The 25,812-nt window shown below is 50.8% G+C and carries 21 protein-coding genes and 1 other annotated feature; of the genes, 18 read left to right on the top strand and 3 right to left on the bottom strand.

Going from position 1 to position 25,812, the window contains the following annotated elements; translation table 11 throughout:
* Positions 1-195: 195 nt before the first annotated feature.
* Positions 196-2,013 (bottom strand): DEAD/DEAH box helicase, encoded by a 1,818-nt coding sequence (locus L1N85_RS20810; RefSeq protein WP_235240970.1) that lies wholly within the window; start codon positions 2,011-2,013, stop codon positions 196-198.
* A 128-nt stretch (positions 2,014-2,141) separates the two neighbouring features.
* Here L1N85_RS20810 and L1N85_RS20805 point away from each other — a divergent pair, with 128 nt between their 5' ends.
* The 3 genes from L1N85_RS20805 to leuS all read left to right on the top strand — a co-directional run bounded on the left by L1N85_RS20805 (position 2,142) and on the right by leuS (position 6,942).
* The gene (locus L1N85_RS20805) at positions 2,142-2,342 is read left to right on the top strand and encodes a YwbE family protein (protein WP_235240969.1); all 201 of its coding nucleotides are present in this window, start codon (positions 2,142-2,144) and stop codon (positions 2,340-2,342) included.
* Positions 2,343-3,024: 682 nt separating this feature from the next.
* The gene (locus tag L1N85_RS20795) at positions 3,025-3,813 is read left to right on the top strand and encodes a sugar phosphate isomerase/epimerase family protein (protein WP_235240968.1); all 789 of its coding nucleotides are present in this window, start codon (positions 3,025-3,027) and stop codon (positions 3,811-3,813) included.
* Between the two features lie 371 nt (positions 3,814-4,184).
* Positions 4,185-4,431 (top strand) — a binding site (T-box leader).
* A 72-nt stretch (positions 4,432-4,503) separates the two neighbouring features.
* On the top strand, positions 4,504-6,942 hold the full coding sequence (gene leuS / locus L1N85_RS20790) for a leucine--tRNA ligase (RefSeq protein ID WP_235240967.1): 2,439 nt from the start codon (positions 4,504-4,506) through the stop codon (positions 6,940-6,942).
* Between the two features lie 40 nt (positions 6,943-6,982).
* On the opposite strand, the gene comER is transcribed toward leuS, so the two are convergent.
* A complete protein-coding gene (gene comER, locus L1N85_RS20785; RefSeq protein WP_235240966.1) occupies positions 6,983-7,822 on the bottom strand; it encodes a late competence protein ComER in 840 nt (279 codons plus the stop codon).
* A gap of 143 nt (positions 7,823-7,965) precedes the next feature.
* Here comER and L1N85_RS20780 point away from each other — a divergent pair, with 143 nt between their 5' ends.
* The 6 genes from L1N85_RS20780 to holA all read left to right on the top strand — a co-directional run bounded on the left by L1N85_RS20780 (position 7,966) and on the right by holA (position 14,866).
* Positions 7,966-8,493, top strand: coding sequence for a ComEA family DNA-binding protein (locus tag L1N85_RS20780; RefSeq protein ID WP_235240965.1), 528 nt, complete (start codon positions 7,966-7,968; stop codon positions 8,491-8,493).
* A gap of 53 nt (positions 8,494-8,546) precedes the next feature.
* Positions 8,547-9,077, top strand: coding sequence for a deoxycytidylate deaminase (locus L1N85_RS20775; RefSeq protein ID WP_235240971.1), 531 nt, complete (start codon positions 8,547-8,549; stop codon positions 9,075-9,077).
* 124 nt (positions 9,078-9,201) lie between these two features.
* Positions 9,202-11,811 carry a ComEC/Rec2 family competence protein gene (locus L1N85_RS20770; RefSeq protein WP_235240964.1) on the top strand — a complete coding sequence of 870 codons (2,610 nt, stop codon included), beginning with the start codon at positions 9,202-9,204 and terminating at the stop codon, positions 11,809-11,811.
* 166 nt (positions 11,812-11,977) lie between these two features.
* Entirely contained in the window at positions 11,978-12,526 is a 549-nt protein-coding gene (locus tag L1N85_RS20765) for an RNA polymerase sigma factor (protein ID WP_235240963.1), read from the top strand.
* Positions 12,523-13,614 carry a zf-HC2 domain-containing protein gene (locus L1N85_RS20760; RefSeq protein WP_235240962.1) on the top strand — a complete coding sequence of 364 codons (1,092 nt, stop codon included), beginning with the start codon at positions 12,523-12,525 and terminating at the stop codon, positions 13,612-13,614. Before L1N85_RS20765 ends, L1N85_RS20760 begins: the two co-directional genes overlap by 4 nt.
* A gap of 217 nt (positions 13,615-13,831) precedes the next feature.
* Entirely contained in the window at positions 13,832-14,866 is a 1,035-nt protein-coding gene (gene holA, locus L1N85_RS20755; RefSeq protein ID WP_235240961.1) for a DNA polymerase III subunit delta, read from the top strand.
* A gap of 92 nt (positions 14,867-14,958) precedes the next feature.
* Here holA and rpsT read toward each other — a convergent pair whose 3' ends face one another.
* Complete coding sequence (rpsT, locus tag L1N85_RS20750; RefSeq protein ID WP_190861580.1) at positions 14,959-15,231, bottom strand: 30S ribosomal protein S20; 273 nt, start codon at positions 15,229-15,231, stop codon at positions 14,959-14,961.
* A gap of 217 nt (positions 15,232-15,448) precedes the next feature.
* Here rpsT and gpr point away from each other — a divergent pair, with 217 nt between their 5' ends.
* From gpr to dnaK, 9 genes are all read left to right on the top strand, one after another.
* Positions 15,449-16,456, top strand: a complete 1,008-nt coding sequence (gene gpr, locus L1N85_RS20745; protein WP_235240960.1) for a GPR endopeptidase — start codon at positions 15,449-15,451, stop codon at positions 16,454-16,456.
* Positions 16,457-16,631: 175 nt separating this feature from the next.
* On the top strand, positions 16,632-17,879 hold the full coding sequence (gene spoIIP, locus L1N85_RS20740; RefSeq protein WP_235240959.1) for a stage II sporulation protein P: 1,248 nt from the start codon (positions 16,632-16,634) through the stop codon (positions 17,877-17,879).
* A 59-nt stretch (positions 17,880-17,938) separates the two neighbouring features.
* Entirely contained in the window at positions 17,939-18,388 is a 450-nt protein-coding gene (locus L1N85_RS20735) for a hypothetical protein (RefSeq protein WP_235240958.1), read from the top strand.
* 80 nt (positions 18,389-18,468) lie between these two features.
* A complete protein-coding gene (gene lepA / locus L1N85_RS20730) occupies positions 18,469-20,286 on the top strand; it encodes a translation elongation factor 4 (protein WP_235240957.1) in 1,818 nt (605 codons plus the stop codon).
* Positions 20,287-20,367: 81 nt separating this feature from the next.
* Positions 20,368-21,537: a radical SAM family heme chaperone HemW gene (gene hemW / locus L1N85_RS20725; RefSeq protein WP_235240956.1), complete on the top strand. Its 1,170-nt coding sequence runs from the start codon at positions 20,368-20,370 to the stop codon at positions 21,535-21,537.
* A gap of 83 nt (positions 21,538-21,620) precedes the next feature.
* A complete protein-coding gene (locus L1N85_RS20720) occupies positions 21,621-22,091 on the top strand; it encodes an N-acetyltransferase (protein ID WP_235240955.1) in 471 nt (156 codons plus the stop codon).
* Between the two features lie 132 nt (positions 22,092-22,223).
* Entirely contained in the window at positions 22,224-23,249 is a 1,026-nt protein-coding gene (gene hrcA / locus L1N85_RS20715) for a heat-inducible transcriptional repressor HrcA (protein WP_235240954.1), read from the top strand.
* A 60-nt stretch (positions 23,250-23,309) separates the two neighbouring features.
* Positions 23,310-23,870 (top strand): nucleotide exchange factor GrpE, encoded by a 561-nt coding sequence (grpE, locus tag L1N85_RS20710; RefSeq protein WP_235240953.1) that lies wholly within the window; start codon positions 23,310-23,312, stop codon positions 23,868-23,870.
* Between the two features lie 76 nt (positions 23,871-23,946).
* Positions 23,947-25,785, top strand: a complete 1,839-nt coding sequence (gene dnaK / locus L1N85_RS20705) for a molecular chaperone DnaK (protein WP_235240952.1) — start codon at positions 23,947-23,949, stop codon at positions 25,783-25,785.
* Positions 25,786-25,812 lie beyond the last annotated feature (27 nt).

Below are 25,812 nucleotides of genomic sequence, written 5' to 3'. Positions count from 1 at the left end.
CAATCTAATCCCCTCCGTTGTTTCTTCAGTATACAAAAAGGTACCCATAGCCTGAACACCTTTTTTTAAAGTGTCCAGTCTATGGGTACCAGTGTAGTTCGGCCACTTTTTCTTAAAACTATTTCTAATCAGATCTGACATTCATGCCTATTATCAGCTGCCTCTTGGAGAAAGCCTTGTTTCAATATCTTCCAGCTAGCGGTTACGTCCGCGCGGCTTGCTTGCGGAGCTGCTGCGGCCTCCGGCTGGCGAGCTTCCTCGAGCTCCCGCAGAGGAATTGCCGCGTTGTCCGCCACGGCCGCCTGTCCCGGAATTACCCCGAACAGCTCCGCGCGATCCACCGCGTTTACCGGTCTTGGATTCACTTCGGGCCGCAGTCCAAGGACTGTCTACCGACACACTTGCGCGACCTGCAGCATGCTCGTCACCGCGAGGAGCGCCGGAGCTGCCTTTACGACCGGCATTTCCACGCTCGCTGCCTTGACCCGCGCCGCCGCGGCTGCCTGTGCGTTCACCATCACGCCCCGAGCTGTTCCGACCCGCGCCGCCGCGGTTGCCCGTCCGTTGACCGTCACGGCTCGAGTTGTTCCCGGCATCGAGGCGTTCGCCTCGACGTCCGGACCAGCCTGAGCTCTGACCAGCCTTCTCGAGGGATTGTTGTACGAAGCCTTCCGTATTGCGTTCATTACGTTTGCCGGCTGCGGGACGCGTGAATTCGCGAGCGCCTCTGCGGCCGCCTGACTTCGCGTCCCGATCCGAATGTCCTGAACGGTCTCTTCCGCCGCGGCGGCCGTCGGATTTTTGCTGGCCGCTTGTGCGTGCACCGTCTTTGCTGCTCAAGCTTCGGCCCGTTTCTTTCCGTTCGCCCGGTTGAATCCGTACGGCCGATTCCTCGCCTTCATTGTTAATGGCGCGACGTTCCAGCTTGGCGTTGATGCTTTGTTCTATGGATAGAAGTGTATTTTTGTCATAAGGCGTAGCAAGCGTAATGGCAATGCCGTTTTGGCCTGCGCGGCCCGTTCTTCCGATCCGGTGAATATATAGCTCGCCGTCCTGCGGCACGTCGTAGTTATATACATGCGATACCCCTTCTACATCCAGCCCGCGAGCGGCAACATCGGTCGCCACGAGCACTTGAAGGCGAGCGTCCCTGAAGCGCTTCATGACTTGCTCGCGCTTCGCTTGCGTGAGGTCGCCATGCAGCTCATCGGATTCGACCCCTAAATCCTGCAGCGCCTCATTTAATTTTTTCGCGCGAACCTTTGTCCGGCAAAAAATGACAGCCAGATATGGCTGGTGACGCTCCAGCAAATGAACAAGCGCCTGCTGCTTGCCGCGATCGGTTGTCTCATAGACGACTTGCTGAATGCTATCGAGCGTGACATTTGTGCTGCGAACGCGAATATCTGCAGGTGTTTTCATGTAGTCCGAGGCTAAGCGGCGAATGGCGTCCGGCATCGTTGCGGAGAACAGCATCGTTTGACGGGCTCTCGGCGTTTGCGTAATGATGCTCTCTACATCCGTGAGGAAGCCCATGTGAAGCATTTGGTCGGCCTCATCGAGCACGAGCATTTGCAGCTTGCCGAGGTTAACCGTTTCGCGTTTCATATGATCGATCAAACGGCCGGGCGTGGCGACCACAATATGAGGCGCGCGTTGAAGCTTGCGTATTTGGGCTTCCACGTCTTGTCCGCCGTAAGCGGCCAAAACGCTAGCACCTACAGCCGGTACAAGCTTCTTTAGTTCGCTGGTGATTTGTATGGCAAGCTCTCTGGTCGGCGTTAAGATGAGAGCTTGGATTTGCTCTTTCTCTATATTTATCCGCTGCAAAATAGGAAGAGCGAAAGCAATCGTTTTGCCTGTGCCGGTCTGTGCCTGCGCAATGACATCCTGTCCGCCCAAAAGCAGCGGTATCGCTTGCTTTTGAACCGGAGTCGGCTCGATTATTCCATCTTGATGAAGCAATTGGCTTAACTTGGGCGTTATACCCAAAGCGCTAAATGCGGTAGACATTAGTAAATTTCCTCATTTCGTTTACATCGTTTGATGCTAAGTATAACAGTTGTCTCTATAATGTGCATCTTTACAATACATATGCTATGCTAGAAGCCAACATTTGAGAAGCAGAGGGATGGTAAACGATGAATGGAACAGAACGCTCCGCGATTAAAGCGGGGCTTGAGGTCGATATTGTACTAAAACAGGATCAACGGTCGGGCAAGCTTACGCGCGGCATCGTGAAGGATATTTTGACGAATTCGCCGAAGCATCCTCATGGCATTAAAGTAAGGCTGGCGGACGGCCAGGTCGGTCGGGTTAAAACGATCATTGCTCAGCCATAAAGGAGAGAAGCCGTGGCTTTTGGCATTAAAAGGGAAGAAATGAAGCAGTGGAAGGCATCGGTCGCGCGGGGGGAGATTGCCTATCTGACGCATTATTGGGTGGATCCGCGATTTCCCGGCTTATGATTTATGGGCTCCAAGCAGCGCGAGGTGCTGCTAAAGGCAAACCAGATGGAGCAGCTTGAACGGTTCGGGATGCTGTAAGGCGATTATTTTAAAAGTGCCTTTTTCTTGTGCGAGAGTGAGCCAGTCTTCCCGGGATTCTTTGCGAATATTTCGTTTGACAATGTAGTCTGCTTTCGTTTCCTCAGCATGAAAAACGACCAGAAGTTGTCAAAGGGAGAGACATCGATATCCAGTGGGCGAAATCAAAAAACGGTAATCCTTTAACGTAAAATGGCCTGAACAAGCTTCTGCTTTCTTTCGTCATCCGTACTCTTGTTCTTACATATACATAATACAGCGTAAAGGAGAGGATGTGAAAGCTATTGAGATTTTATATCGCTAACGATGGAGACACTCTTAGAGAAATCTCCCGAAAAAATGATGTCGTACTGGAGGAACTCCTATCACTTAATCCCCATATTGCGAGTTCCGATCTGAACATCACGGACCGGAAAGTCAAACTTCCTCCCCACGCCATGTCAACCCGAAGCAGTTGAAATAAAAGGGGGCTGTCAAATTGAAATTTCTTAGATTAGGCAAGGAAATGTGGGATATGTCCAAATACCCTCCGGGATTGCAACTCTACACGTTACGAAACGATATGCAGAACGATTTATTTGGAACGTTAAAGAAAGTGGCGGAAATGGGCTATAAACTAGTGGAGTTCTTCAGCTGGGGCTATGGGGGTATTCCCGCTGATGAAATGAAGAAAACTTTGAACCGTCTCGGTCTAGGGGTTGTTTCGACTTACGTAGGTCAGGAAGATCTGGAAAATGACCTGCAGAATCAAATCGAGTATGCTCTAAAGCTTGGGGTCCGGTATATCGTAACAGGCTTTTCGGAGGAAAGCTTCAGAGACGAATCCTCGATTCAAGGCGTGATTAGCTCTTTAAAGAACATTGGCAAGGAAATTAAGAGCCGCGGTCTGCAGCTCCTCTATCATCCCCATGCCCATGAGTATAAACGAGTAGGCGGCAGGCTCATTATTGATCGTTTGCTCGAAGGTGTCGGCACCGATTTGATGAAGCTGAAGGTTGATCTGTACTGGGCAAAAAAGGGGGGATTGGATCCGAGGGCAGCTCTGTTTAAGTATAAAGGCCTAAGTCCGCTTATCGATATTAAAGATATGGATAAAAGCGGTGGCTTTACGGAAGTGGGCAGAGGCATTATTGATTGGCCGCCGATTTTTTCTATTCTCAAGGATGTAGGTGTGAAGTATTATTTCGTAGAGCTGGATGTTAGCCCACATCCTCTGAAAAGCGTGAAAATGAGCATCGACTATCTTAAATCAATCGGTGCTGTATGATAGAACTTCCCTTTATTCGATACCCATTTTTGTTCTGGTGTTGAGACCTAAGGTCTTCTTCGATTCTCATTTCTTTGACATGCCGTTTCGGCACACTCATACTCTTTCAATAGGCGGCTTCTTCCGCATTCAAATCTTTGGGCGCGCCCATCTCGACCCACTTATCGAACGAGCTTCAGCAAGAATCAATCTTTGAAACACTGAGTAGTTATCGCTTACGTATATTTACGGTATTGGACTAGACTATAAATTTCTTGGCAAAGCAGCTAAGAGAGCAAGTAAACTGCGGACTGCTTATATTTATTGTGAAGCTGATGTCTCTTGACACCGAACCGCTTGATCTTTATAATCGAAACTAACCATTTTATGCATATTTAGTGTTGAAGAGGAACAGTAACTTCGTAAGCAAGGCTCAGAGAGCCGGCGATTCATGGTGCAAGCCGGACCTGCTGCGAAATGAAGCTCGCCTTGGAGCTGTGCGATTAATATAACGATGCCAGTCATCGATATGGAAGCGTGCCGTCCGGCCTGCGTTAAAGGCGACAAGTGAGCGTTAGGCAAAGCATGCCTGCCGCTAACTAGGGTGGTACCACGGGAGAACAGCCTCTCGTCCCTAGCGTTAATCGCTAGGGGCGGGAGGTTTTATTTTTGTTGAAGGACAGCATATATTTTTTAGGAGGACATTCACAAATGAGTCAAGAGCAGCAATTGCACGGCTATAATCCGCTTGTTGTCGAGCCGAAATGGCAGCAATACTGGGATAAGAACAAAACGTTTCAAACGACGGAAGACGCGGACAAACCGAAATTTTACGCGTTAGACATGTTCCCGTATCCGTCCGGAGCGGGTCTCCATGTCGGACATCCGGAAGGCTACACAGCTACCGATATCGTGTCCCGCTATAAACGAATGAAGGGTTATAACGTGCTGCATCCAATGGGCTGGGATGCTTTCGGTTTGCCGGCGGAGCAGCATGCGCTCGATACAGGTCAGCATCCGCGCGACATAACGTTCAAAAATATCGATAACTTCCGCAGACAAATTAAGTCGCTTGGCTTCTCGTATGATTGGGATCGCGAGTTAAGCACAACGGATCCGGAATATTATAAATGGACACAATGGATTTTTATCCAATTGTACAAGAGAGGGCTCGCTTACGTTGCCGAGGTTTCGGTGAATTGGTGTCCGGCTCTTGGAACTGTGCTGGCGAATGAGGAAGTCATCGACGGCAAGAGCGAGAGAGGCGGCCATCCGGTCGTCCGGAAGCCGATGCGCCAATGGATTCTGAAAATTACCGAATACGCGGACCGTCTCTTGGATGATCTGGAGGAGCTGGACTGGTCGGAGAGCATTAAGGATATGCAGCGCAACTGGATCGGGAAGTCAAAGGGCGCGGAAGTCATGTTCGAGATTGACGGCCACGATTATTCACTGGTCGTATTCACGACTCGTCCGGACACTTTGTTCGGAGCAACCTACTGCGTACTGGCACCGGAGCATGAGCTGGTTGCGCAAATCGTGACAGCAGAGCAAAGAGCGGCCGTTGAAGCGTACCAAGAGGCAGCAGCCCGCAAGAGCGACCTGGAACGCACGGATCTGGCAAAGGATAAATCGGGCGTCTTCACCGGCGCTTATGCGATTAACCCGGTGAACGGCGTGAAAACGCCAATCTGGATCGCTGATTACGTATTGGCCGGTTATGGAACGGGCGCCATTATGGCTGTGCCTGGCCATGACGCGCGTGACTGGGAATTTGCTAAGCAGTTCGACCTGTCTATCGTCGAGGTCGTGCAGGGCGGAGATGTAACGAAGGAAGCCTATTCAGGCGATGGACCTCATGTAAACTCCGATTTTTTGAATAGCTTAACAAACGAGGATGCAATCGCCAAAATGATCGAGCATTTGGATGCATCAGGCAAAGGAAAAGGCAAAATTACGTACCGTCTGCGCGATTGGTTGTTCAGCCGCCAGCGTTATTGGGGAGAGCCGATTCCGATCCTTCACCTGGAGGACGGCACGATGAAGACCGTTCCGGAGGATCAGCTTCCTTTGCTGCTGCCTGACGTCGATGTGATTACACCGTCGGGGACAGGCGAATCTCCGCTTGCGAACGTGACGGAATGGGTAAATACCATCGATCCGGAAACAGGCATGAAAGCACGTCGCGAGACGAATACGATGCCGCAATGGGCGGGCAGCTGTTGGTACTACCTTCGTTTTATCGATCCTAAGAACGACAAGCAGCTTTGCTCGCCGGAGAAGCAAAAGCAGTGGTTGCCGGTTGATCTATATATCGGCGGCGCCGAGCATGCGGTGCTTCATCTGTTGTATGCACGCTTCTGGCACAAGGTGCTTTATGATATCGGCGTTGTAGACACGAAGGAGCCGTTCCATAAGCTGGTAAACCAAGGTATGATTTTAGGCAACAATAACGAAAAAATGTCGAAGTCGCGCGGCAATGTGATTAACCCGGATGATATCGTCAACGAATTCGGCGCGGATACGCTGCGCATGTACGAAATGTTCATGGGGCCGCTTGAGGCGACGAAGCCATGGAACACGAACGGCGTCGAAGGAACGTACCGGTTCTTAAGCCGAGTTTGGCGTTTGTTCATCAATGAGGACGGCAGTCTCAGCGCAAAAATCGGAAACGGCGATACGAGCGACGCTTTCAAGCGCACTTGGCATCGATCGATCAAGAAGGTTACAGAGGATTACGAGGCGCTGCGCTTTAATACCGTTATCAGCCAACTGATGATCTTCGTTAACGAGGCTTACAAAACGGATGTGCTGCCAAGCGCCGCGATGGAGCAATTCGTACAATTGCTGTCGCCGATTGCACCGCATATCGCCGAAGAGCTGTGGGAAAAGCTTGGGCGTAAGGATTCGCTTACGTATTCATCGTTTCCGGCGTTCGATGAAGCGTGGACAGTCGATCAAGAAGTGGAGATCGTCGTTCAGGTGAATGGAAAAATCGTGGACCGCGTATCGATTGCGGCCGATATGGACGTTGCCGAAATGGAGAGCCTTGCGAAGGAGCTCGAGAAGGTACAGGAGCTTATTGAAGGTAAAACGATTCGTAAAGTCATCGCGGTAAAGGGCAAGCTCGTCAATATCGTAGCCAATTAACGCAAACCGAAGAGGTGAGCGGGCACTAGCTGAAGAACAGCTATTGTCCGTTCACCTCTTCGCCTATAAATGCGACGGATACCTTTGCCAAATCTTCACGGAATTTCGCATGCGTCGTGCGGATGAGCTGGTTGAATACGCCATTCGTTTCTCTTCTCAGCAAATTTAAGGCTTTGGCTGTAATGCCGCCTGGAACGGCTACTCTTTCTTGTATCTCGGCAGGCGTCAGTCCGCCTTCCGTAAGCAGAAGCCCGGTGCCGAGCAGCATGGCGCTAGCTACCCGCTGCGCTTCCTGGCGTCCAATACCCGTCTCTTCTACCGCAGCCTCAACGAACTGCTCAAGCAAAAAGGAAATGAAAGCAGGTCCGCAGCTCGATAAGTCGGATACGATGCGTGTATAATCTTCGTCTATGCATAGCGGCTCGCTTATATGAGTAAGCAACGCTTCCAGCCGGGCTTTGTCTTCCTCTTGCATCGACTTGCCGTATATGCAAAGCGAAGCACCGCTCCAAACATAGTTTGTAATGCTCGGTATAACCTTAGCGACCTTGCATTTTAATTCTCCTTCCAGATGCGAGATTAGCACGGGACTCGTTATGGAAACGATCATTTGATTCGGTTTAAGGACGGGCTTTAAATCATCGACAACCTTTTTGAATTCCAGAGGCTTGACGCACAAAAAAAGGATATCGCAGCCATAGGCGGCGCCGGCATTCGTATATTCGGCTCTCATTCCCAAATAACGGTCGGCTAAAGCTTTCGCTTTTGGAAAGGTGCGGTTGCTGACTGCGATTTGTGAAGGCGATAGTGCACCCGATGCAATAAAAGCTTCAATGAGCAGGCTTCCCATCGTGCCCGTACCGATAAATCCGACATTCATGCTGAACCCTCCTAAGGTTTTGCAGTTGATTCTTAAAACGAAAGGCATATGTTTCCGCTGCTCTCTTACCTTATTCATGATGACTTGTTTCATATGTCACTAATTGCCAAAAAATTGCCGTTTGGAGAGGAGTCCGTCCCAAAATGAAACAGCCGTCTTACGGATTATCCAATAAAATGCTCCTTACAGCCGCTATTAGCATCGCAGCGGCCTTTCTTTTGCTGGCCGCTGCGCTCTTGGAGCCTAAGCGGCCTTCCGCTGAAGAATGGGTGCCTCTTAATAGAGCAGTTGAGACTGCGCTCGAAGCTCTTGCAGAGCCGGATGAATCTGAGCCGGAGACGGAAGCTTCCGGCGGTTCGGCGCAAGCCGGGGAAACAGGCGAGAAGGTACAGGAAGCAGCGTCCGAAATAAAAACCGAGGCGGCAGCAGAAGGAAGCGAGCCGGTATCCGCGGCGGCGATGGAAGAACAGGATAGCCGGCTCGATATTAACCGGGCTACGGCAGCCGAATTTGATACATTGAAGGGAATTGGTCCGGCGAAAGCGGAGGCAATCATCGCTGACCGGGAATTAAATGGAAAATTTGCATCTCCCGAGGATCTGCTTCGCGTCAAGGGCATTGGGGAAAAATTACTGTCCGGCATACGGGAGAGCATTGTCGTTCGACCATGATTGTGAGAGAATGGAAGGAAGCGGAACTCATCACGGGAGAGGAAGTAGAAGAAATGAGCACCAACACGCAGGATGCGGTCCGCAAGGACTGGGACACTTATTTCATGGATATCGCTTATATGGTCTCGACGCGCTCGCGCTGTCCGCGCAGACATGTCGGGTCCGTGCTCGTACAAGGGAAGAAGCTGCTGGGAACCGCCTATAACGGCGCTCCGATGGGCGTGCAGGATTGTTTGGAGGCAGGCTGCATGATCTCGGAGGAAATCGAGATGAAGCTTATGGACGGCAAGGAGCAGCTGTTTAAGAAGCAGCGCTGCATCCGGACGATTCATGCGGAGCAAAACCTGCTCCTGTTCACGGACCGTGCCGACCGCGAAGGCTCCACCGTCTACGTGACCGATCAGCCCTGCTGGACTTGTGCGAACATGCTTGCTAACAGCGGCATCATTGAAATTGTGTACCATCGCAGTTATCCGAAGGATAGCGAGAAGGTCGTTGCTCTTATGGCGCAGAAGGGGATAACCTTCCGCTGCTTGGATCATTTTGCTCCTCCTGCCGGGGCGCACATGGAAGTCTCTTCGTAAAATTAGGTGAATATGGAGCCATTACTGGGGAAGAACCTCTGATTGCATCGTTGGATGCGGCCGGAGGTTCTTTTTTTTGCTGGCGGGTTAACAAAAAGCGGAGCTTGATCGAGGAGGGAAAACAATGATGTTGAATCGACGGCCTTTAATATGGTTCGCGCTTTGCTATGTGTGCGGCAGCGCCGCGGCTGCGGGTCTGAGCAGCCGCGGCGTTATGCTTGCCGCGGGGGCCGCCGCGCTGCTGGCGCTGGCCGCGGTGCTGTGCAGGCAGGCGTCATGGCAGCTGGCTGCCGCCTGTGCTCTGGCAGTGGGCCTTGCCGCGGGAGAGCGGATGTGGGCGGATGCCCGCAACGTGACCGCGCTGCCGGCCCTGCTCGCCGCCGCAGAGGCGGATGGCCCGCGAGCCGCTTATGCGGCGGAAGCGGCGGGCACTATTGTATCCGCGGTCGAGGTCGACGGCGACCGCGTTATGTTTCACATGGCGGCGGAGCGCGTCCATGTGGCGGGGGAGGCAGCGCCGCGGGGGGTGCGCGAGCGCTTTATGGTTCATGTCAGGCTTGCGGAGCAGCCTGAACAGACCGTCGCCGCGGCGTGGCAGCGCGGCGACGCAGTGAGCGTAGCCGGCGAGCTGACGCGGCCGGCAACGGCAACCAACAGCGGCGGCTTCGACTACCGCCGCTACCTGAGCAGCCAGAGTATCCACTGGCTGCTCAAAGTGCAGGGCACCGCCGCCGTCTCCCAGGCGGCGGGCCCCCGGTGGACCGCGGCCGCGCTGCTCGGCCGCGTAGACGCCGCGCGCGCGTGGCTCGGCGCGCGGATGGACAGGCTGTACCCGTCCGATCAGTCCGGGTACATGAAGGGTCTCGTCCTCGGCATCCGCGAGGACCTCGACCCCGGGCAGTTCCAGCAATTTTCGCGGCTTGGCTTAACGCATATATTGGCCATTTCGGGCTTGCATGTCGCGGTATTCCTATACGCGCTTGCCGGCCTGCTCCGACTCGTTCGCATGACCCGCGAACGAATCCTTCTCGTCCTCATGCTGTCCGTTCCGCTGTACGTCCTGCTCTCCGGCGCTTCTCCTTCGGTTATTCGCGCCGGGCTTATGGCCGTACTGGGGCTGCTTGCCGCGCGCATGGGAAAGCTGAAGGACGGCCTGCACCTGCTAGCCGCGGCTGCCGTAGCCATGCTGGCGATCAACCCGTTTTTTCTCGAAAATGTCAGCTTTCAGCTCTCTTTCATCGTGACGCTCGGTTTGATTATCGGAGTACCGCCTGTGCGCGCAGCGATGCCCCAGTGGCGCAGAGGGAAAGCGCTGCTTGATTTGGCAGCCGTTACGATCGTCGCTCAGATCGTTTCCTTCCCGGTGACGATCTACTATTTCAATCAATTCCATGCCTTGTCGTTACTGGCGAATTTCGTGCTTGTCCCTTTTATTAGCTTTGTCGTCATGCCGCTTGGAGGTGCTGCGCTAATTATCGCGATTCCATGGGAATCCGGAGGCAAGCTGCTTGCTTATGCCTCTCACCATGCAAATGATTGGACTTTCGCGCTAGTCGATCAGCTGTCGCAGGTGGATGCGCTCAGAACGATATGGGCCACTCCTCCGTTGTGGTGGGTGGCTGCATGGCTGATATGGCTTGGGATAAGCTTTTATGTCTTTGGCTTATGGACGTCCGAACGGAACGCTCAGCTTCGCGCGGCTTCCGATGCCTTGGAAGAAACCGCCCCGCTTGGCACAGCTCCGATGGCGGCGAATCCATTCGGACACGCGGGAACTGCGCGGCACCCTTCGTCCAGAACGGGGCGAACTCTCCTATTCGCCATCGTTATATTCGCATTGCTGCTTGCGTATGCATATAAGCCTGACCTGTTTAATAGAAACGGAACCGTTAGTGTGATTGACGTAGGCCAAGGAGATTCCATCCACGTACGAACGCCGGGAGGGAAGCACATTCTAATAGACGGCGGAGGAACGCTCTCGTTTCGCAAGCCGGGCGAGGAGTGGAAGGAACGAAGCGACCCCTTCGAGATTGGACGGAAGCTGATCGTTCCTCTTCTGATGAAGAGAGGCGTGCGCGAAATTGATCTTCTCGTTATATCCCATTTGGATAGCGATCATATACGGGGACTGCAGGCTGTCATGGAGTCGATTCCGGTTCGCCGCATATGGTGGAACGGTACCGTGAAGAAAGCGGAAGATGCCCGGAAGCTTCTAGCTCTTGCGGTAGAATTGAAAATACCGATGTACGCCGTACATGCCGGCCAGAAGTATAAGCTTGATCCAGCGACTGATTTGACGGTGCTGTGGCCGTTGGATTCCTCCTCGGCATCGGTTTCTCTCCTTAATGAACAGAACGAAAGCAGCGTAGTACTGCATATGAAAATCTATGGCGAAACTTTTCTATTTGCCGGTGACATCGATACAGCGACGGAACAAGCGATCATTCAAAACGAGCAGCGCAGAGCTAATGAGGAGGAGTCCCCTGCTGCCGTGTCCGTCTTGAAAATAGCGCATCACGGCAGCCGGTTTTCAACCGGCGGGGAATGGTTGGCTTATTGGCGGCCGCTCGCTGCTGCAGCATCAGTAGGAGCGATGAACAGCTACGGCCATCCTCATCCCGACGTCCTGTCGAGGCTTAAAGAAGCAGGAACCGGCGTGTGGCGGACGGACAAGGACGGCGAGGTTCATTTTATAGCGACGGAGGAAGGTTTATTGTTCCGCCGGAACGATTAAGCCGCCAGACCATCAAATCGATTATAATAATGAACGATCTCTATATACGACTTATCGTAAATTTGGTATCCTTGAAGGTGGAATTTATTTTACTGCTTTTATCATTTATCTGCAACTTTTATCGTAACCAGTTCGTCAGAATGGTTGCAAGAGAGGGGGATCCTTCGTGGTGGAGCCGGGCCTTATCAGAGCCGCCCAGTCGGGAGATCGCGACGCATTAATTACTCTATTGCGAGAGATTGAAACACATGTTTATCGGACAGCCTATTATATATTAAATAACGAACAGGATGCGCTTGACGCAGCGCAGGAAGCGCTCATACGCATCTATACCAAAATAGGCTCGTACGAGGAGAAGGCGCAGTTTAAAACTTGGATCCAACGAATTGTAACCAACATTTGCATTGATAAATTTCGGAGAAATAAGCCGACCGTCTCGATAGATGAGCACGACATGGTTTTCTATGAGAAGCAAAACGTGGAGGACGAGGTGATGTCCGCTTATGCTGTTCAAGACATTCGAGCCGCGATTGACAAGCTTCCTGAGCATCACCGCGCGGTTGTCGTCCTCCGGTATTTGCAAGACTTCTCTTACAACGAAATTGCTGATTCGCTTGATTTGCCGCTTAACACGGTAAAATCTTATTTATTCAGAGCTAGGCAACAACTGCAAACATTACTCCATGATTATCAGAAAGGTGGTGTCCGGGGATGAATTGTCAAGAGGTGATGGAACTGATGCAAAGACAGCTTGACGACGATCTCGATGAAGGCGAGATGGAAGTCCTGATGAATCATACTAGACATTGTCCGGACTGCGCATCAATGTTCGAGCGGTTAATGCTTTTATCCGCCGAGCTTACAAGTTTGCCTAAGGTGACGCCAAGCTACAGCCTGGTGGACGCAATCATACCTCAACTGGAACAAATTGAGCTGTTTGGGCAGCAGGGAGCAGCAGCGGAACCGGCTTCCGGTTCTAACGTAGAATCGTTTGAGCCAGCAGCCCGCCGCGCAAAGCGCGAGCGCCGCTGGCCGTCGATGCGGTTGATCGGCGGCGTTATCGCGGCTGGGATCGTCGCAGGGCTATTCCTCGTGACGTATAAGCCGGGCATAGTGCCTGACTTAGCAGGCGGGAAATTCGCCGCAGACGGTTCGAACAACGCGGCGCAAGAAGAGACTGAGCAAGCAGCGAACAGCTTAATGTTAAGGAAATACGCCAACGAAGAAAGCGCAGCCGCTCCCGAGGTTCGGACGGAAACAATGGATGCGGCCGGAAAGTCCGATGGCGCCTCGGCGATGGATATTGAAACCGATGTAAAGAACAAATCGGAATCAAATTCTGGCTACGGCAATGCGGATACCAGATCTGGCGGCGATGAGGATAAAGGCAGTATAACTTCGGACGACAGCGATAACAGCGGCGAGCCGTCTCCTGAGCCATTAGAAGCGGCCGCCATGGATTCAGAGGATGGGGGAGGCTCCAACTCCTTTGAAGGAGAAGCCGGTCCGAATGACGCAAAAGAGATCAATACCGACCAGAAGAGCTTGGCGGCCGCCTTGCCGGACGCAGCTTCCCCTGACGGGAAATACATCGCGCAGGCCGAAGGCTATGTGATTAAAATTTACGCAGCTTCTGACCAATCGGTTGTACATGAGTCAACACGCAAGAATGGCAAGCTGGCCAATCTTAAATGGTCCGAGGATAGCGCGGAGCTGACCTACGAAGTACATGTAGAGCAGGGTGCAATAGAGAAATATGCAATCGATATGACAACCGGCGAAGATAAGAAAGCCGAACAATAATTTAAAGGTATCCGCACACTTTCGTCCGCTATTGCGTATAGTGTAAGTAACGAGAGTGTCTGCGACGAAGCCTGAAGCGTCGTATGACCATCCGCAGGGCGGTACCATGGACCTGCCTGCGAATGTTTATATAGATGTTCGGCAAAGGGATGAAGCCAATAAGCGGCTCATCCCTTTGTTGCCGTGAAGTCGTATTTTGTTGTCGTGAGGTGAAGGGATGGACGCGAAGGAAGCAATAAAGGAAATAAAGGGCGGCCGCTTTCGTCCGATCTATGTTTTGTACGGGAAGGATCGTTATCGACTGCAGCAATTTGTAGATGTGCTGACGGAATCGATGTTTAAAGCAGAGGAACGCGAGCTTGGCATCGTGAAATTCGATACGGCTGAAACCTCGATTGACGAAGCCGTGCTTGAAGCGGAGACGCTGCCGTTTTTCGTGGAGCGAAAGCTCATTCTAATAAGAGACGCTACCGTCTTAGCCGCAGGGGGCAAAGAGGGCGGGAAGGTCGAGCACCGGCCGGACAGGCTTCTTCAATATATAGAAAATCCGTCGGAATCGTCAGTCATTGTATTTGCCGTACATGCAGAGAAGCTGGATGAAAGACGCAAGCTGGTCAAGACATTAAAGGATCGTAATTCATTAATACCGTTTCCGGAGCTGGATGCCGCGCAGCTTAAGCAGTGGATGATCAAGCGAGCGGCTGATCAGAAGAGGACGCTTACCGTAGAGGCTGCCGAACTGCTTCTGATAAGGGCAGGCGCTAACATGCAGCAGCTGGCGCAAGAGGTGGACAAGCTTTGTCTTCATGCCGGAGAGGGCGGATCTATCGATGTCGAACAGGCGGGTCTCCTTACAGCGGCGACGGTCGAAGAGGACGTATTCGCGCTTGTCGATGCCATTGCAGAGCTGCGCATCGACCGTGCTGTTCGTCTTTACAGGGAGCTGCTCGTAAGGCGGGAGGAGCCGATCAAGATCGCCGCGCTAATTGCGAGGCAGCTGCGAATTATGCTGCAAATTAAGGAGCTGGAGCAGCATCAATATTCTCCGCAGCAAATGGCGGGCCAGCTGGGTCTGCATCCTTATGCGGTAAAGCTGGCTGCGGAAAAGAGCAGGAAGTTTCAAGTGGCCAGGCTTGGAAAGCTGCTTGCCTCGCTGGCTGAGCTTGACTATCGAATGAAGACGGGCATGATCGACAAAACGCTGGGCTTAGAGCTTTATTTGCTGTCGCTTGGCATGAACAAAGGCGCGTAGCTCCAGTATTCCAAACATAATTCGTAAACTCGTAAGCAACAAAAAAAGCTTCACCGCTCTAATTAGAGCGGTGAAGCTTTTTTTGTTGCTTACTAAGCTTGTGCCGAAAGGGCGTTCAGCTTTTTAGCAAGACGGGATTTTTTGCGGGAAGCCGCATTTTTATGAATCAGGCCTTTCGTTGCTGCTTTGTCCAATTTTTTCGTTGCAGCGATCAGAGCTGCTTTAGCAGCCTCTACATCAGTGCCAGCGATAGCTTGGTCAGCAGATTTAACGGCCGAACGAAGTGCGGATTTTTGGGAAGCATTCAAAGCACGACGCTTTTCACTTGTTTTAACGCGTTTAATCGCGGATTTAATGTTTGGCATGGAATTCACCTCCTAAACTGTTCACAACGATACATATGTATCATTTACCTAGACAACACAACTTAAAATATATTATCATGCCGATAGCCAAAAAGCAATAGCATCCAGCGCAGCACGGGCAGCTCCCTCCTTAAGCCTGTTCCTTTGATTAAGAGTATGAAATTAACCTGTCTGCAAACAATAATGAAAGTACATCCGTGCGAAGGGAGACTGAAAAATGGAGAAAGAGCTTGATTTGCAAAAATACAATGTCAGAACCGATTTGGCGCTTGAAGCGAAAGAGATGGCCGAAGCTCCGCGAGGCGGACCGATTCCAGGAATTCAATCGGAGACGACTCAAGATAATGGCATTACGATTACGCAGCTTCATGTTCAGAATGAGCAGGGTTCGCAAGCGATCGGGAAGATGCAGGGCCACTATGTGACCATCGAAGTACCGGGTTTGCGAAATGGCGATACGGGCTTGCAGGACCGGGTGGCCACTCAATTCGCCCGACATTTTGAAGCATTTCTGGAGCGGTTGTCCATTAATAAAACGGCACGCGTGCTCATTGTCGGGTTGGGCAATTGGAATGTTACTCCGGATGCGCTCGGACCTATCGTCGTCGAGAATGTTATGGTTACGCGCCATTATTTCGAGCTAATGCCGGATCAGGTTGCTCCAGGGTACCGGCCGGTGAGCGCGGTTGCGCCAGGCGTGCTTGGTATAACGGGTATTGAATCAAGTGAAATTGTTCACGGTATCGTGGAGAAAACGAAGCCGGATGTAGTCATTGCTATAGACGCGCTTGCGTCTAAAGCGGTAGAACGCGTGAATACGACGATCCAAATCGCCGATACCGGCATTCATCCCGGCTCGGGGATCGGGAATAAACGGAAAGGGCTGACTAAAGAGATACTAGGCGTACCCGTTATTGCAATTGGCGTGCCGACTGTCGTGTATGCTTCGACAATCGTGAATAATACGTTGGAAATGATGAGCAGCCATTTCAATAAGCAAAGCGGAAACACCGATCAAATACTAGGCCTCATCAATCAAATGGAAGAGAATGAGCGGCTGCAGCTCGTAAAGGAAGTTCTTAGCCCGCTTGGTCACGATTTGCTCGTAACGCCGAAGGAAATCGATGAATTCATCGAAGATATCGCAAATATTATTGCCAGCGGACTTAATGCGTCGCTGCATGAAGCGGTCGATACGAATAATGTGGCCGCTTATACGCATTAGCAATTCAAATGCTTGATAAAGTTCAGCCGTCTCCGGAAGCGGAGGCGGCTTTTTCCGTGCAGCCAATCTATTAATTACGAATCTTTCATTTGTAGTCGGTTCTATGAACTCTCTTACTCTCATAAATTAGTAGTAACTCAGCCATTGGCACAGAGAAGCGGGAGGTAATTTACCGATGAGACAAAAGATGATGCTGCTCGATTTCGGAAATGGAAGCAAGCGTATGAGACAATTACTCGTGACAGGGCAAACCTTTGCTCTGCTCTCTTTTAGCTCTATGTTGTTTTTTGTCATGCTCGGCATAGCGGGAATGGCGCATCAGCAGTCGGCAAACTCACCTGTCAATTCCATGAAAGGTTTCGCCGCGGCTGTATCCAGCGGGTTTTTCGGGGATATGCTAGAGATGGAGATGCCCGCCTTCCAAAGCAGCATTGAGACCGAATCCTTCAATACGAAGCAAATCAGCGCAATGCTGATGAGAGCCTTAACGGATATTAATCCAATGGATCCAAAAAGTCTGCTCGCAGGCGAGCTGCCTGGAATGAGCGCAAATGACGCCTTTTTGATCCGCAGCGGCATCGGAACGGATACGGAAGTCGGACCGGAGGATAATGCGCCGTTTACTTATGACCCTTTGAATGGTTTAGATGAAGATGCAGGCACTGCGATCAACGGAAATGAACAAACAACGGAGCCCGGTCGGGAAGAAGGCGGTGAAAGCGCGCCTGTGGAAGGCAGTACCGGAAAGGACGATAATGGAGCGGAAGTGAAGCCGACGACAGGCGACTCGAAGGTCGTGTTCATTTATCACTCACACAATCGTGAATCCTGGTATCCCGAGCTGAATGATAAAGAGAAGGATCCGAACTCCAAGACGAAAAACATAACGCTGGTTGGCAAGCGGCTGGCGAAGATGCTGGAGGAGAAAGGAATTGGCACGCAGCATTCCAATATCGATTATCCGACTGCCATCCCGGGCTACCGCTGGGAATTATCATATAAATATTCGATGAAAACCGTGAAGGAAGCGATTGCCAGCAGCAAGGATTTGAAGTTTTTCTTCGATCTTCACCGCGATTCGCAGAACCGCAAATATACGACCGTTGATATTAACGGCAAAAGTTATGCGCAGGTTTATTTTGTCATCGGGCATAAAAATTCGAACTGGGAACAAAATGAAGCGTTCGCCACAAAAATTCATGAAGCTTTGGATAAAAAATATCCCGGCATTTCCCGCGGCATATGGGGCAAAACAGCCGCTACCGGAAATGCGGAATATAATCAATCGCTCGCGCCTGAAAGCGTGCTGGTCGAGATAGGCGGAGTCGAAAATACGCTTGAGGAATCTTACCGGACCGCGGATGCGCTTGCTGAGGTCATTGCCGATATCTATTGGGCGGACGAAAAGGTGTCAACGAATTAATGGAGCGAAAGCTAACGATAAATAAAGTGCCCTCGTGATTGGAAAGGATGGATGAGCCGATGAAACGGAATGCGTTAAAATGGACGGTGCTGGGGGGAGCGTTGGCGATTATCGTCATGTACGGGATCGAAATGTCATCTTCGGGCATTGAAGAGATCTATGGTCCGATCGAAGCGGGCAACGAATATATCGAAAACGTGCAGCCGGAGCCTTCCGCTCATCCTGAACCCGACCATGCCCTTAATCAGCAGCAGCAAAAGATTGCCCAGCTTGAGAAGGAGCTTGCCGAGATCAAGCGGCTTGCAGCGATGAGCGATGACGCTTACAACCTTAAACCTGAGCCTGTCGCGGATTTGCCAAGCGAAAATGTACGGTTGCCCGGCGTACCGCTTGAGACCGAGCAGCCTGCCGTGAATCGTATAGCCGATTCAACATCCGGATTGCTGCAAAACATGTCAAGCGAGGGCATCCGTTTCGTCGTATCGATATTCGACGGCTTGACCAAGTGATAATGAACATTGCTGGTCGTCCCCTAAACTGATATAATAGGAGGAATGATTAGCATTATTGGGAATTGTGGGGGTTAGGCATGACTGACGTACGTGACCGACAAAAGAGAATTAGAAATTTTTCCATTATCGCGCATATCGATCACGGAAAATCCACGCTTGCTGACCGGATCTTGGAGTTTACAGGTGCTTTGTCATCCCGTGAGATGCAAGAACAGGTTCTTGATCAAATGGATTTGGAGAGGGAACGCGGGATTACCATTAAACTGCAAGCGGTTCGTTTAGCGTATCGTGCAGATGATGGTGTTGAGTATATACTGAATCTTATTGATACACCTGGACACGTCGACTTTACATACGAAGTTTCACGCAGTCTCGCGGCCTGCGAAGGCGCGTTGCTCGTCGTTGATGCTGCTCAAGGTATTGAAGCTCAGACTCTCGCTAACGTATATTTGGCTTTGGATAACAATTTGGAAATCGTGCCGGTCCTTAATAAGATCGATTTGCCCAGCGCAGAGCCCGAGCGGGTGAAGCAGGAAATCGAAGACGTTATCGGACTTGATGCAAGCGATGCGGTGCATGCATCCGCCAAAGCGGGCATCGGCATCAAAGAAATTTTGGAGCAGGTCGTTGCGAAAATGCCGGCTCCGGCGGGAGATCCGGACGAGCCGCTTAAAGCGCTTATTTTCGACTCTCATTATGATCCGTACAAAGGAGTTATCGTCTACGTTCGAGTAATGGACGGAAGTATTAAAGCGGGCAAAAAAATTCGGTTCATGGCAACCGGGGCCGAATTTGAAGTTATAGAAGTCGGTGCTTTCATGCCGCGTATGTCCATCGTGAATGAGCTTGCGGTTGGCGATGTAGGCTTTATCGTGGCAGGCATTAAGAACGTGAAGGATACGCGAGTCGGCGACACGGTAACGGAAGCTAAGCGTCCTGCATCGGAACGGCTGCCGGGCTATCGTCAGATCAACCCGATGGTATTTTGCGGATTGTATCCGATCGAGACTCAAGACTACAACGATTTGCGAGAAGCGCTGGAGAAGCTTGAGCTGAACGATGCGTCGCTCCGCTATGAACCGGAATCGTCAACTGCGCTTGGCTTTGGCTTCCGCTGTGGATTTCTTGGACTTTTGCATATGGAAATTATTCAAGAGCGTATCGAACGCGAATTCAACATTCCGCTCATTACGACCGCGCCAAGCGTTATTTACAAAGTGACGCTGACTAACGGCGAGGCGCTGGAGATCGACAATCCGTCGAATTATCCGGAGGCCGGCAAGCTTGACTACGTCGAGGAGCCGTTTGTAAAAGCTGCCATTATCGTGCCTAACGATTACGTTGGAGCGATCATGGAGCTTTGCCAGAACAAACGCGGCGAATTCGTGAATATGGAGTATTTGGATACCAACCGCGTTACGATTACGTATCAGGTTCCTTTGTCTGAGATCGTCTATGATTTCTTTGATCAGCTTAAGTCGAGCACGAAGGGTTATGCTTCGTTTGATTATGAGATTTCCGGCTATCGGAGATCGAATCTGGTCAAAATGGATATTATGCTTAATAACGAGCAAGTCGACGCTTTGTCCGTCATTGTACATCGCGACCGTGCTTACCAGCGCGGACGGGTCATCTGCCAGAAGATGAAGGAGCTCATTCCGCGTCAAATGTTCGAGGTGCCTGTGCAGGCTTCGATCGGTACGAAGGTTATTGCCCGCGAGACGGTTAAGGCGATGCGAAAGAACGTTCTTGCCAAATGCTACGGCGGCGACATTAGCCGGAAGCGGAAGCTGCTTGAGAAGCAGAAGGAAGGCAAGAAACGGATGAAGCAGGTAGGTAGCGTTGAGGTGCCGCAGGAAGCGTTCATGGCGGTGCTCAAAATCGACGAGGATTAAAAAACCTTAAGAGGATGAGGGAGGGCGCAGCTCTCCCTCTTTGCTATTCTGAAATCAGTTTAGAATTAGGAGGGGACAGCGATGAGTGTGCTGCAATTACCGCGTGCTTTATATATACACATTCCGTTTTGCACAAATAAATGCCATTATTGCGATTTTACCTCTTATGTTCTTAAGGGACAGCCGGTTGATCAATACTTGGATGCGTTAGAGCAAGAAATGCAGCGAACGGTCAGCGAGCTGCCGCCAAAGCTTATCGATACGGTATTCGTCGGCGGAGGTACGCCAACCGTGCTGACGCCGACGCAAATGGAGCGATTTTTGAAGGCTGTCCGTACTTATTTTCCGCTTGCGGACGATGTAGAATTTACGATGGAGGCCAATCCGGGGACAACGGATATCGATAAGCTGGCTGCCATGAAGGCGGGCGGCGCGAATCGAATCAGCTTCGGCGTTCAGTCTTTCGATAACGGCTTGCTGGAAACGATCGGCCGCATCCACAGCGCAGACGATGTTTATCGCAGCTTGGAAAATGCCCGTTCGGTCGGATTTTCGAATTTGTCGATCGATCTCATGTTCGGCTTGCCCGGTCAAACGGTACAGCATCTGGCCGACAGCGTTAACCGGGCGATGGCGCTCGAGCTCCCGCATTATTCGATATATAGCTTGAAGGTAGAAGAAAATACATTGTTCCATAAGCTGTACGAGCGCAACGAGCTTCCGCTTCCTCCTGAGGAGGAGGAGTTCAATATGTTTATCCTTCTAATGGAAATGCTGAAGTCGAACGGATATGCGCATTACGAAATAAGCAACTTTGCGAAGCCCGGCTATGAGAGCCGCCACAACTCGACTTACTGGCGCAATGAGCCGTATTACGGTTTGGGCGCAGGCGCACACGGTTACGCCAATCGTATGCGCCACGTCAATCTGAAGGGCATTACGCCTTATATAGAAGCTGCCGCTCATAAGCTGCCCCGTCTGGAAACATTCGAGGTGTCTGTGGATGAAGCGATGGAGGATCTGATGATGGTCGGTTTACGCCTTCTCGAGGGAGTGCCTGCTTCGCGTTTCTCTGATCAGTTCGAAGGTCAGTTGCTGGAGAATAAGTTCGGTAAGGTCATCCATAAACTGTTGTGTGAAGGATTGTTGGAGATGGAAAAAACGGAGAAGGATACGATCTATCGATTGACGGATAAAGGGGTACTTCTCGGTAATGAAGTGTTCGGAGCGTTTATCGATCACACCGGCTAAAATTCTCTTGAGAATAAATTCGTATTGTTGTATATTTATTCATATTGATTTTGAACTTGCACCGGGTGGAGGCGAAGGCACTAATGCAGGCATTGCAGGTCGTATGCAGAAAAGCGACATCGGATGATATCGGGACTTTATTTCAATTAATTAAAGGTTATGCAGAAAAAGGCATTATGCTGCCTCGCACTCGGGAAGCGCTGGCATACACGATAGATTCCTTCGTCGTAGCGGAAATTGGAGACGAGGTTGTCGGCTGCGGCTCCTTGACGAGATTGGGACAGGAATTGGTTGAAATACGTTCCCTTGGAATGTCCGAGGGCTACAAGGGACTCGGAATCGGAAGCAAGCTGGTCGAAGCCTTAATAGAAGAAGCAAGAGAGCAGCGTATTCCGAAAATTATGGCATTAACGTACGCGGTATCCTTCTTCGAGAAAAATGGCTTCAAGGTCGTAGATAAGGAAATCTTCCCCGAGAAAGTATGGAAGGATTGCGTCAACTGTCCGAAGCAGCTCGCCTGCGATGAGATAGCCGTACTAAAAATGCTGGACTAAAAATACCGAACCGACTTGACAATCGTCGAGCTGGTTTGGTATTTTTGTATTAATGATTAGCACTCGAATCGATTGAGTGCTAACGAGAGGTAATCGAAGGACGGCAATCCAAATTTCTAAGGGGGTTTTCGAATGCTTACGGAACGACAACGGATGATTTTGCATGCAATCGTGGATGATTATATTCGCTCGGCTGAACCGGTCGGATCACGAAGCATTTCGAAACGCGGAGATGTAGGCTTTAGTCCGGCCACGATTCGCAATGAAATGTCGGATTTGGAGGAGCTCGGTTTTCTTGAGCAGCCGCACACGTCAGCCGGTCGCGTTCCTTCTACGAAGGGTTACAGGTATTATGTAGACCATTTAGTAAAACTTAACGAAGTCGATGAAAATGATATCGGCATGGTACGTTCTTTCGTTACGGAAAAGATGAATCAGATGGAGCAGGTTATTCAGCATACAGCGTTGATTTTGTCGAATTTGACGAATTATACCTCTATTTTGCTGGGGCCGGAAACGTTCAGTACATCTCTGAAGCATTTTGGACTCGTGCCGCTCGATCAAAGCTCTGCGGTCGCAATTATTGTGACGAATACGGGACATGTAGAGAATCGGACGATTTCTATACCGTCTGGCCTCAAAATGGAAGACATGGAGAAGGTCGTAAATATTTTGAACACGAAGCTGGTCGGCGTGCCGTTAGTTCGGCTGCGGTCGAAGCTTTATACAGAAATCGGGCAAGAGCTTGAACGGCATGTCGATCACTACGAGCAGCTGCTGCAGGTGCTGGATCACGCGCTTCAGAATGAAGATGAGCACCGGCTCTTCTTAAGCGGAACGACCAACATGCTGACGCAGCCGGAATTCAAGGACGTCGACAAAGTGAAAACAATTTTGGATTTGCTTGACGAGACTCCGACCATAATGAAAATGTTTTCCGGTCTTCCTTCAGGTATACAAGTGCGGATTGGAACAGAGAATGACCACAAGGCGATCAGCGATTGCAGCATCATTACGGCAACCTATGCCATTGACGGTCAGTCGCTTGGGACGATCGGCATTTTGGGACCAACGCGTATGGAATACGGTAAAGTCATTAGCCTCTTGGATCTCATATCGAAGGATATGGCGAGTCATTTGAGCCGTTGGTATAAATGATTATTGGCAGATGCTTACGAAGCTCGTTTTGCTATGCAAAACTTTAAAGGAGGTGATTGCATGAGTACAAAAGAACAACAAAATGAAGCAGTCGAAACGGAAGAAGAGGTAATGGCTGACGGGCAAGACGCGCAAGCCGCCGAAGAGGCCGTATTGGAAGAAAACGGCGAGGATGACCGTTACGCGGAGCTTGTGAAGCAGGCTGAAGAGTACGGGCAACGATACTTACGGGCACAAGCTGATTTTGACAATTTCCGCCGTCGTACACAAAAGGAAAAGGAAGAGCTGAGGCAATATGCTTCGATGAAGCTGATCGGCCAGCTGTTGCCGGTTGTTGATAATTTTGAGCGTGCTGTTGCCGCTGCAACGTTAAACGGTGATTTCGAATCGCTGGCCAAAGGCGTCGATATGATTTTCCGTCAGCTGGAGCAAACCTTGGAGCAAGAAGGGCTTAAAGCCATGAAGGTTGTAGGCGAGCCTTTTAATCCTGAATTCCATCAAGCTATTATGCAGGTCGAATCTGATGAGCATGAGGAAGGCATTGTTGTGGAGGAAGTGCAGAAGGGCTATATCCTGAAGGATAAGGTTCTGCGTCCTGCTATGGTCAAAGTAAGCGGCTGAATGCAATGACTTCATAATAGATAGATCAACCGATAAATGAAAACATCTTTTTGAAAAATTGAGGAGGAACTAAGCGATGAGTAAAGTAATCGGTATTGACCTTGGTACAACGAACTCTTGCGTAGCAGTAATGGAGGGCGGCGAAGCCGTCGTCATTCCAAACCCGGAGGGAAACCGCACAACACCATCGGTTGTCGGCTTTAAGAAGGATGGAGAACGCGTTGTCGGTGAAACGGCAAAGCGCCAAGCGATCACGAACCCGGATCGTACGATCAGCTCGATCAAACGCCATATCGGTACGAATCACAAAGAAAAAATCGATGACAAAGAGTATACGCCGCAAGAGATTTCCGCTATTATCCTGCAAAAGCTGAAAGCTGATGCAGAAGCCTATTTGGGTCAAACGGTAACGCAAGCGGTTATTACCGTTCCTGCCTATTTCAACGACAGCCAACGCCAGGCGACGAAGGATGCCGGTAAAATCGCCGGTCTTGAAGTGCTTCGTATCGTCAATGAGCCGACTGCTGCAGCACTAGCATACGGGCTTGAGAAAACAGAAGATCAAACAATCCTCGTTTATGACCTTGGCGGCGGTACGTTTGACGTATCGATCCTCGAGCTTGGCGACGGCTTCTTTGAAGTTAAAGCGACTAGCGGAGACAACAAATTAGGCGGCGACGATTTCGACCAAGTGATCATCGACCACCTCGTTAACGAGTTCAAAAAGGATCAAGGCATTGACCTTTCCAAAGATAAAGCGGCTGTTCAACGTTTGAAGGATGCTGCTGAAAAAGCGAAAAAAGAACTTTCCGGCGTATTGACTTCGGCGATCTCCCTACCGTTTATCACGATGGTAGACGGCGTTCCCCAGCATTTGGAAATGAGCCTTACCCGTGCGAAATTCGAAGAGCTTGCCGTCTCTTTGGTTGAGCGCACGCTTGGACCAACCCGTCAAGCGCTGAGCGATGCCGGAATGTCTCCTGGCGACATCGATAAAGTTGTTCTTGTCGGAGGTTCGACTCGTATTCCTGCTGTTCAAGAGGCTGTCAAAAAGTTGATCGGTAAAGATCCGCATAAAGGCGTAAATCCGGACGAAGTAGTTGCTTTGGGCGCCGCCGTTCAAGCCGGCGTATTGACGGGCGACGTTAAGGATGTCGTATTGCTTGACGTTACTCCATTGTCGCTTGGTATCGAGACGGCAGGCGGCGTATTCACGAAAATGATCGATCGCAATACAACGATTCCAACAAGCAAATCGCAAGTCTTCTCGACTTACGCGGATAATCAACCTGGCGTTGAAATTCACGTATTGCAGGGCGAGCGCTCGATGGCGAACGGCAACAAAACGCTGGGCCGTTTTACACTTAGCGATATTCCTCTTGCTCCGCGCGGCGTGCCGCAAATCGAAGTTACATTCGATATAGATGCGAACGGTATCGTTAACGTTTCTGCTCTGGATAAAGGGACTGGCAAGAGCCAAAAAATTACGATTACTTCCTCGAGCGGCTTGAGCGAGCAAGAAATCGAGCAAATGATGAAGGACGCTGAGCTGAACGCCGAAGAGGACCGCAAACGCCGCGATCTTGTTGAAGCCAAGAACAGCGCTGACCAATTGGTCTACTCCGTTGACAAAACGATCAAAGATCTAGGCGATAAAGTAGATCCTTCCGAGATCGAGAAGGCGAATGCTGCAAAGGAGAAAGTAGTTGCAGCTCTTGCGACTGACGATCTGGAGCAAATCAATGCAGCTTCTGAAGAGCTGACGCAAATCGTACAGCAGCTTTCCGTGAAGCTTTATGAGCAGGCTGCTCAAGAAGCGCAAGCGGCTGAAGGCGCTGAGCCTGAAGCGGGCCAAGCGAGAGGGAAGGACAACGTAGTCGATGCGGATTACGAGGTCGTTGACGATAAGAAATAAAGTGTAGCGGGCGAGAGGTCAAAGACA

Source organism: Paenibacillus alkaliterrae (assembly GCF_021532375.1).
Classification (GTDB): Bacteria; Bacillota; Bacilli; order Paenibacillales; family Paenibacillaceae; genus Pristimantibacillus; species Pristimantibacillus alkaliterrae.
This window is presented reverse-complemented; position numbering and strand designations above follow the sequence as displayed.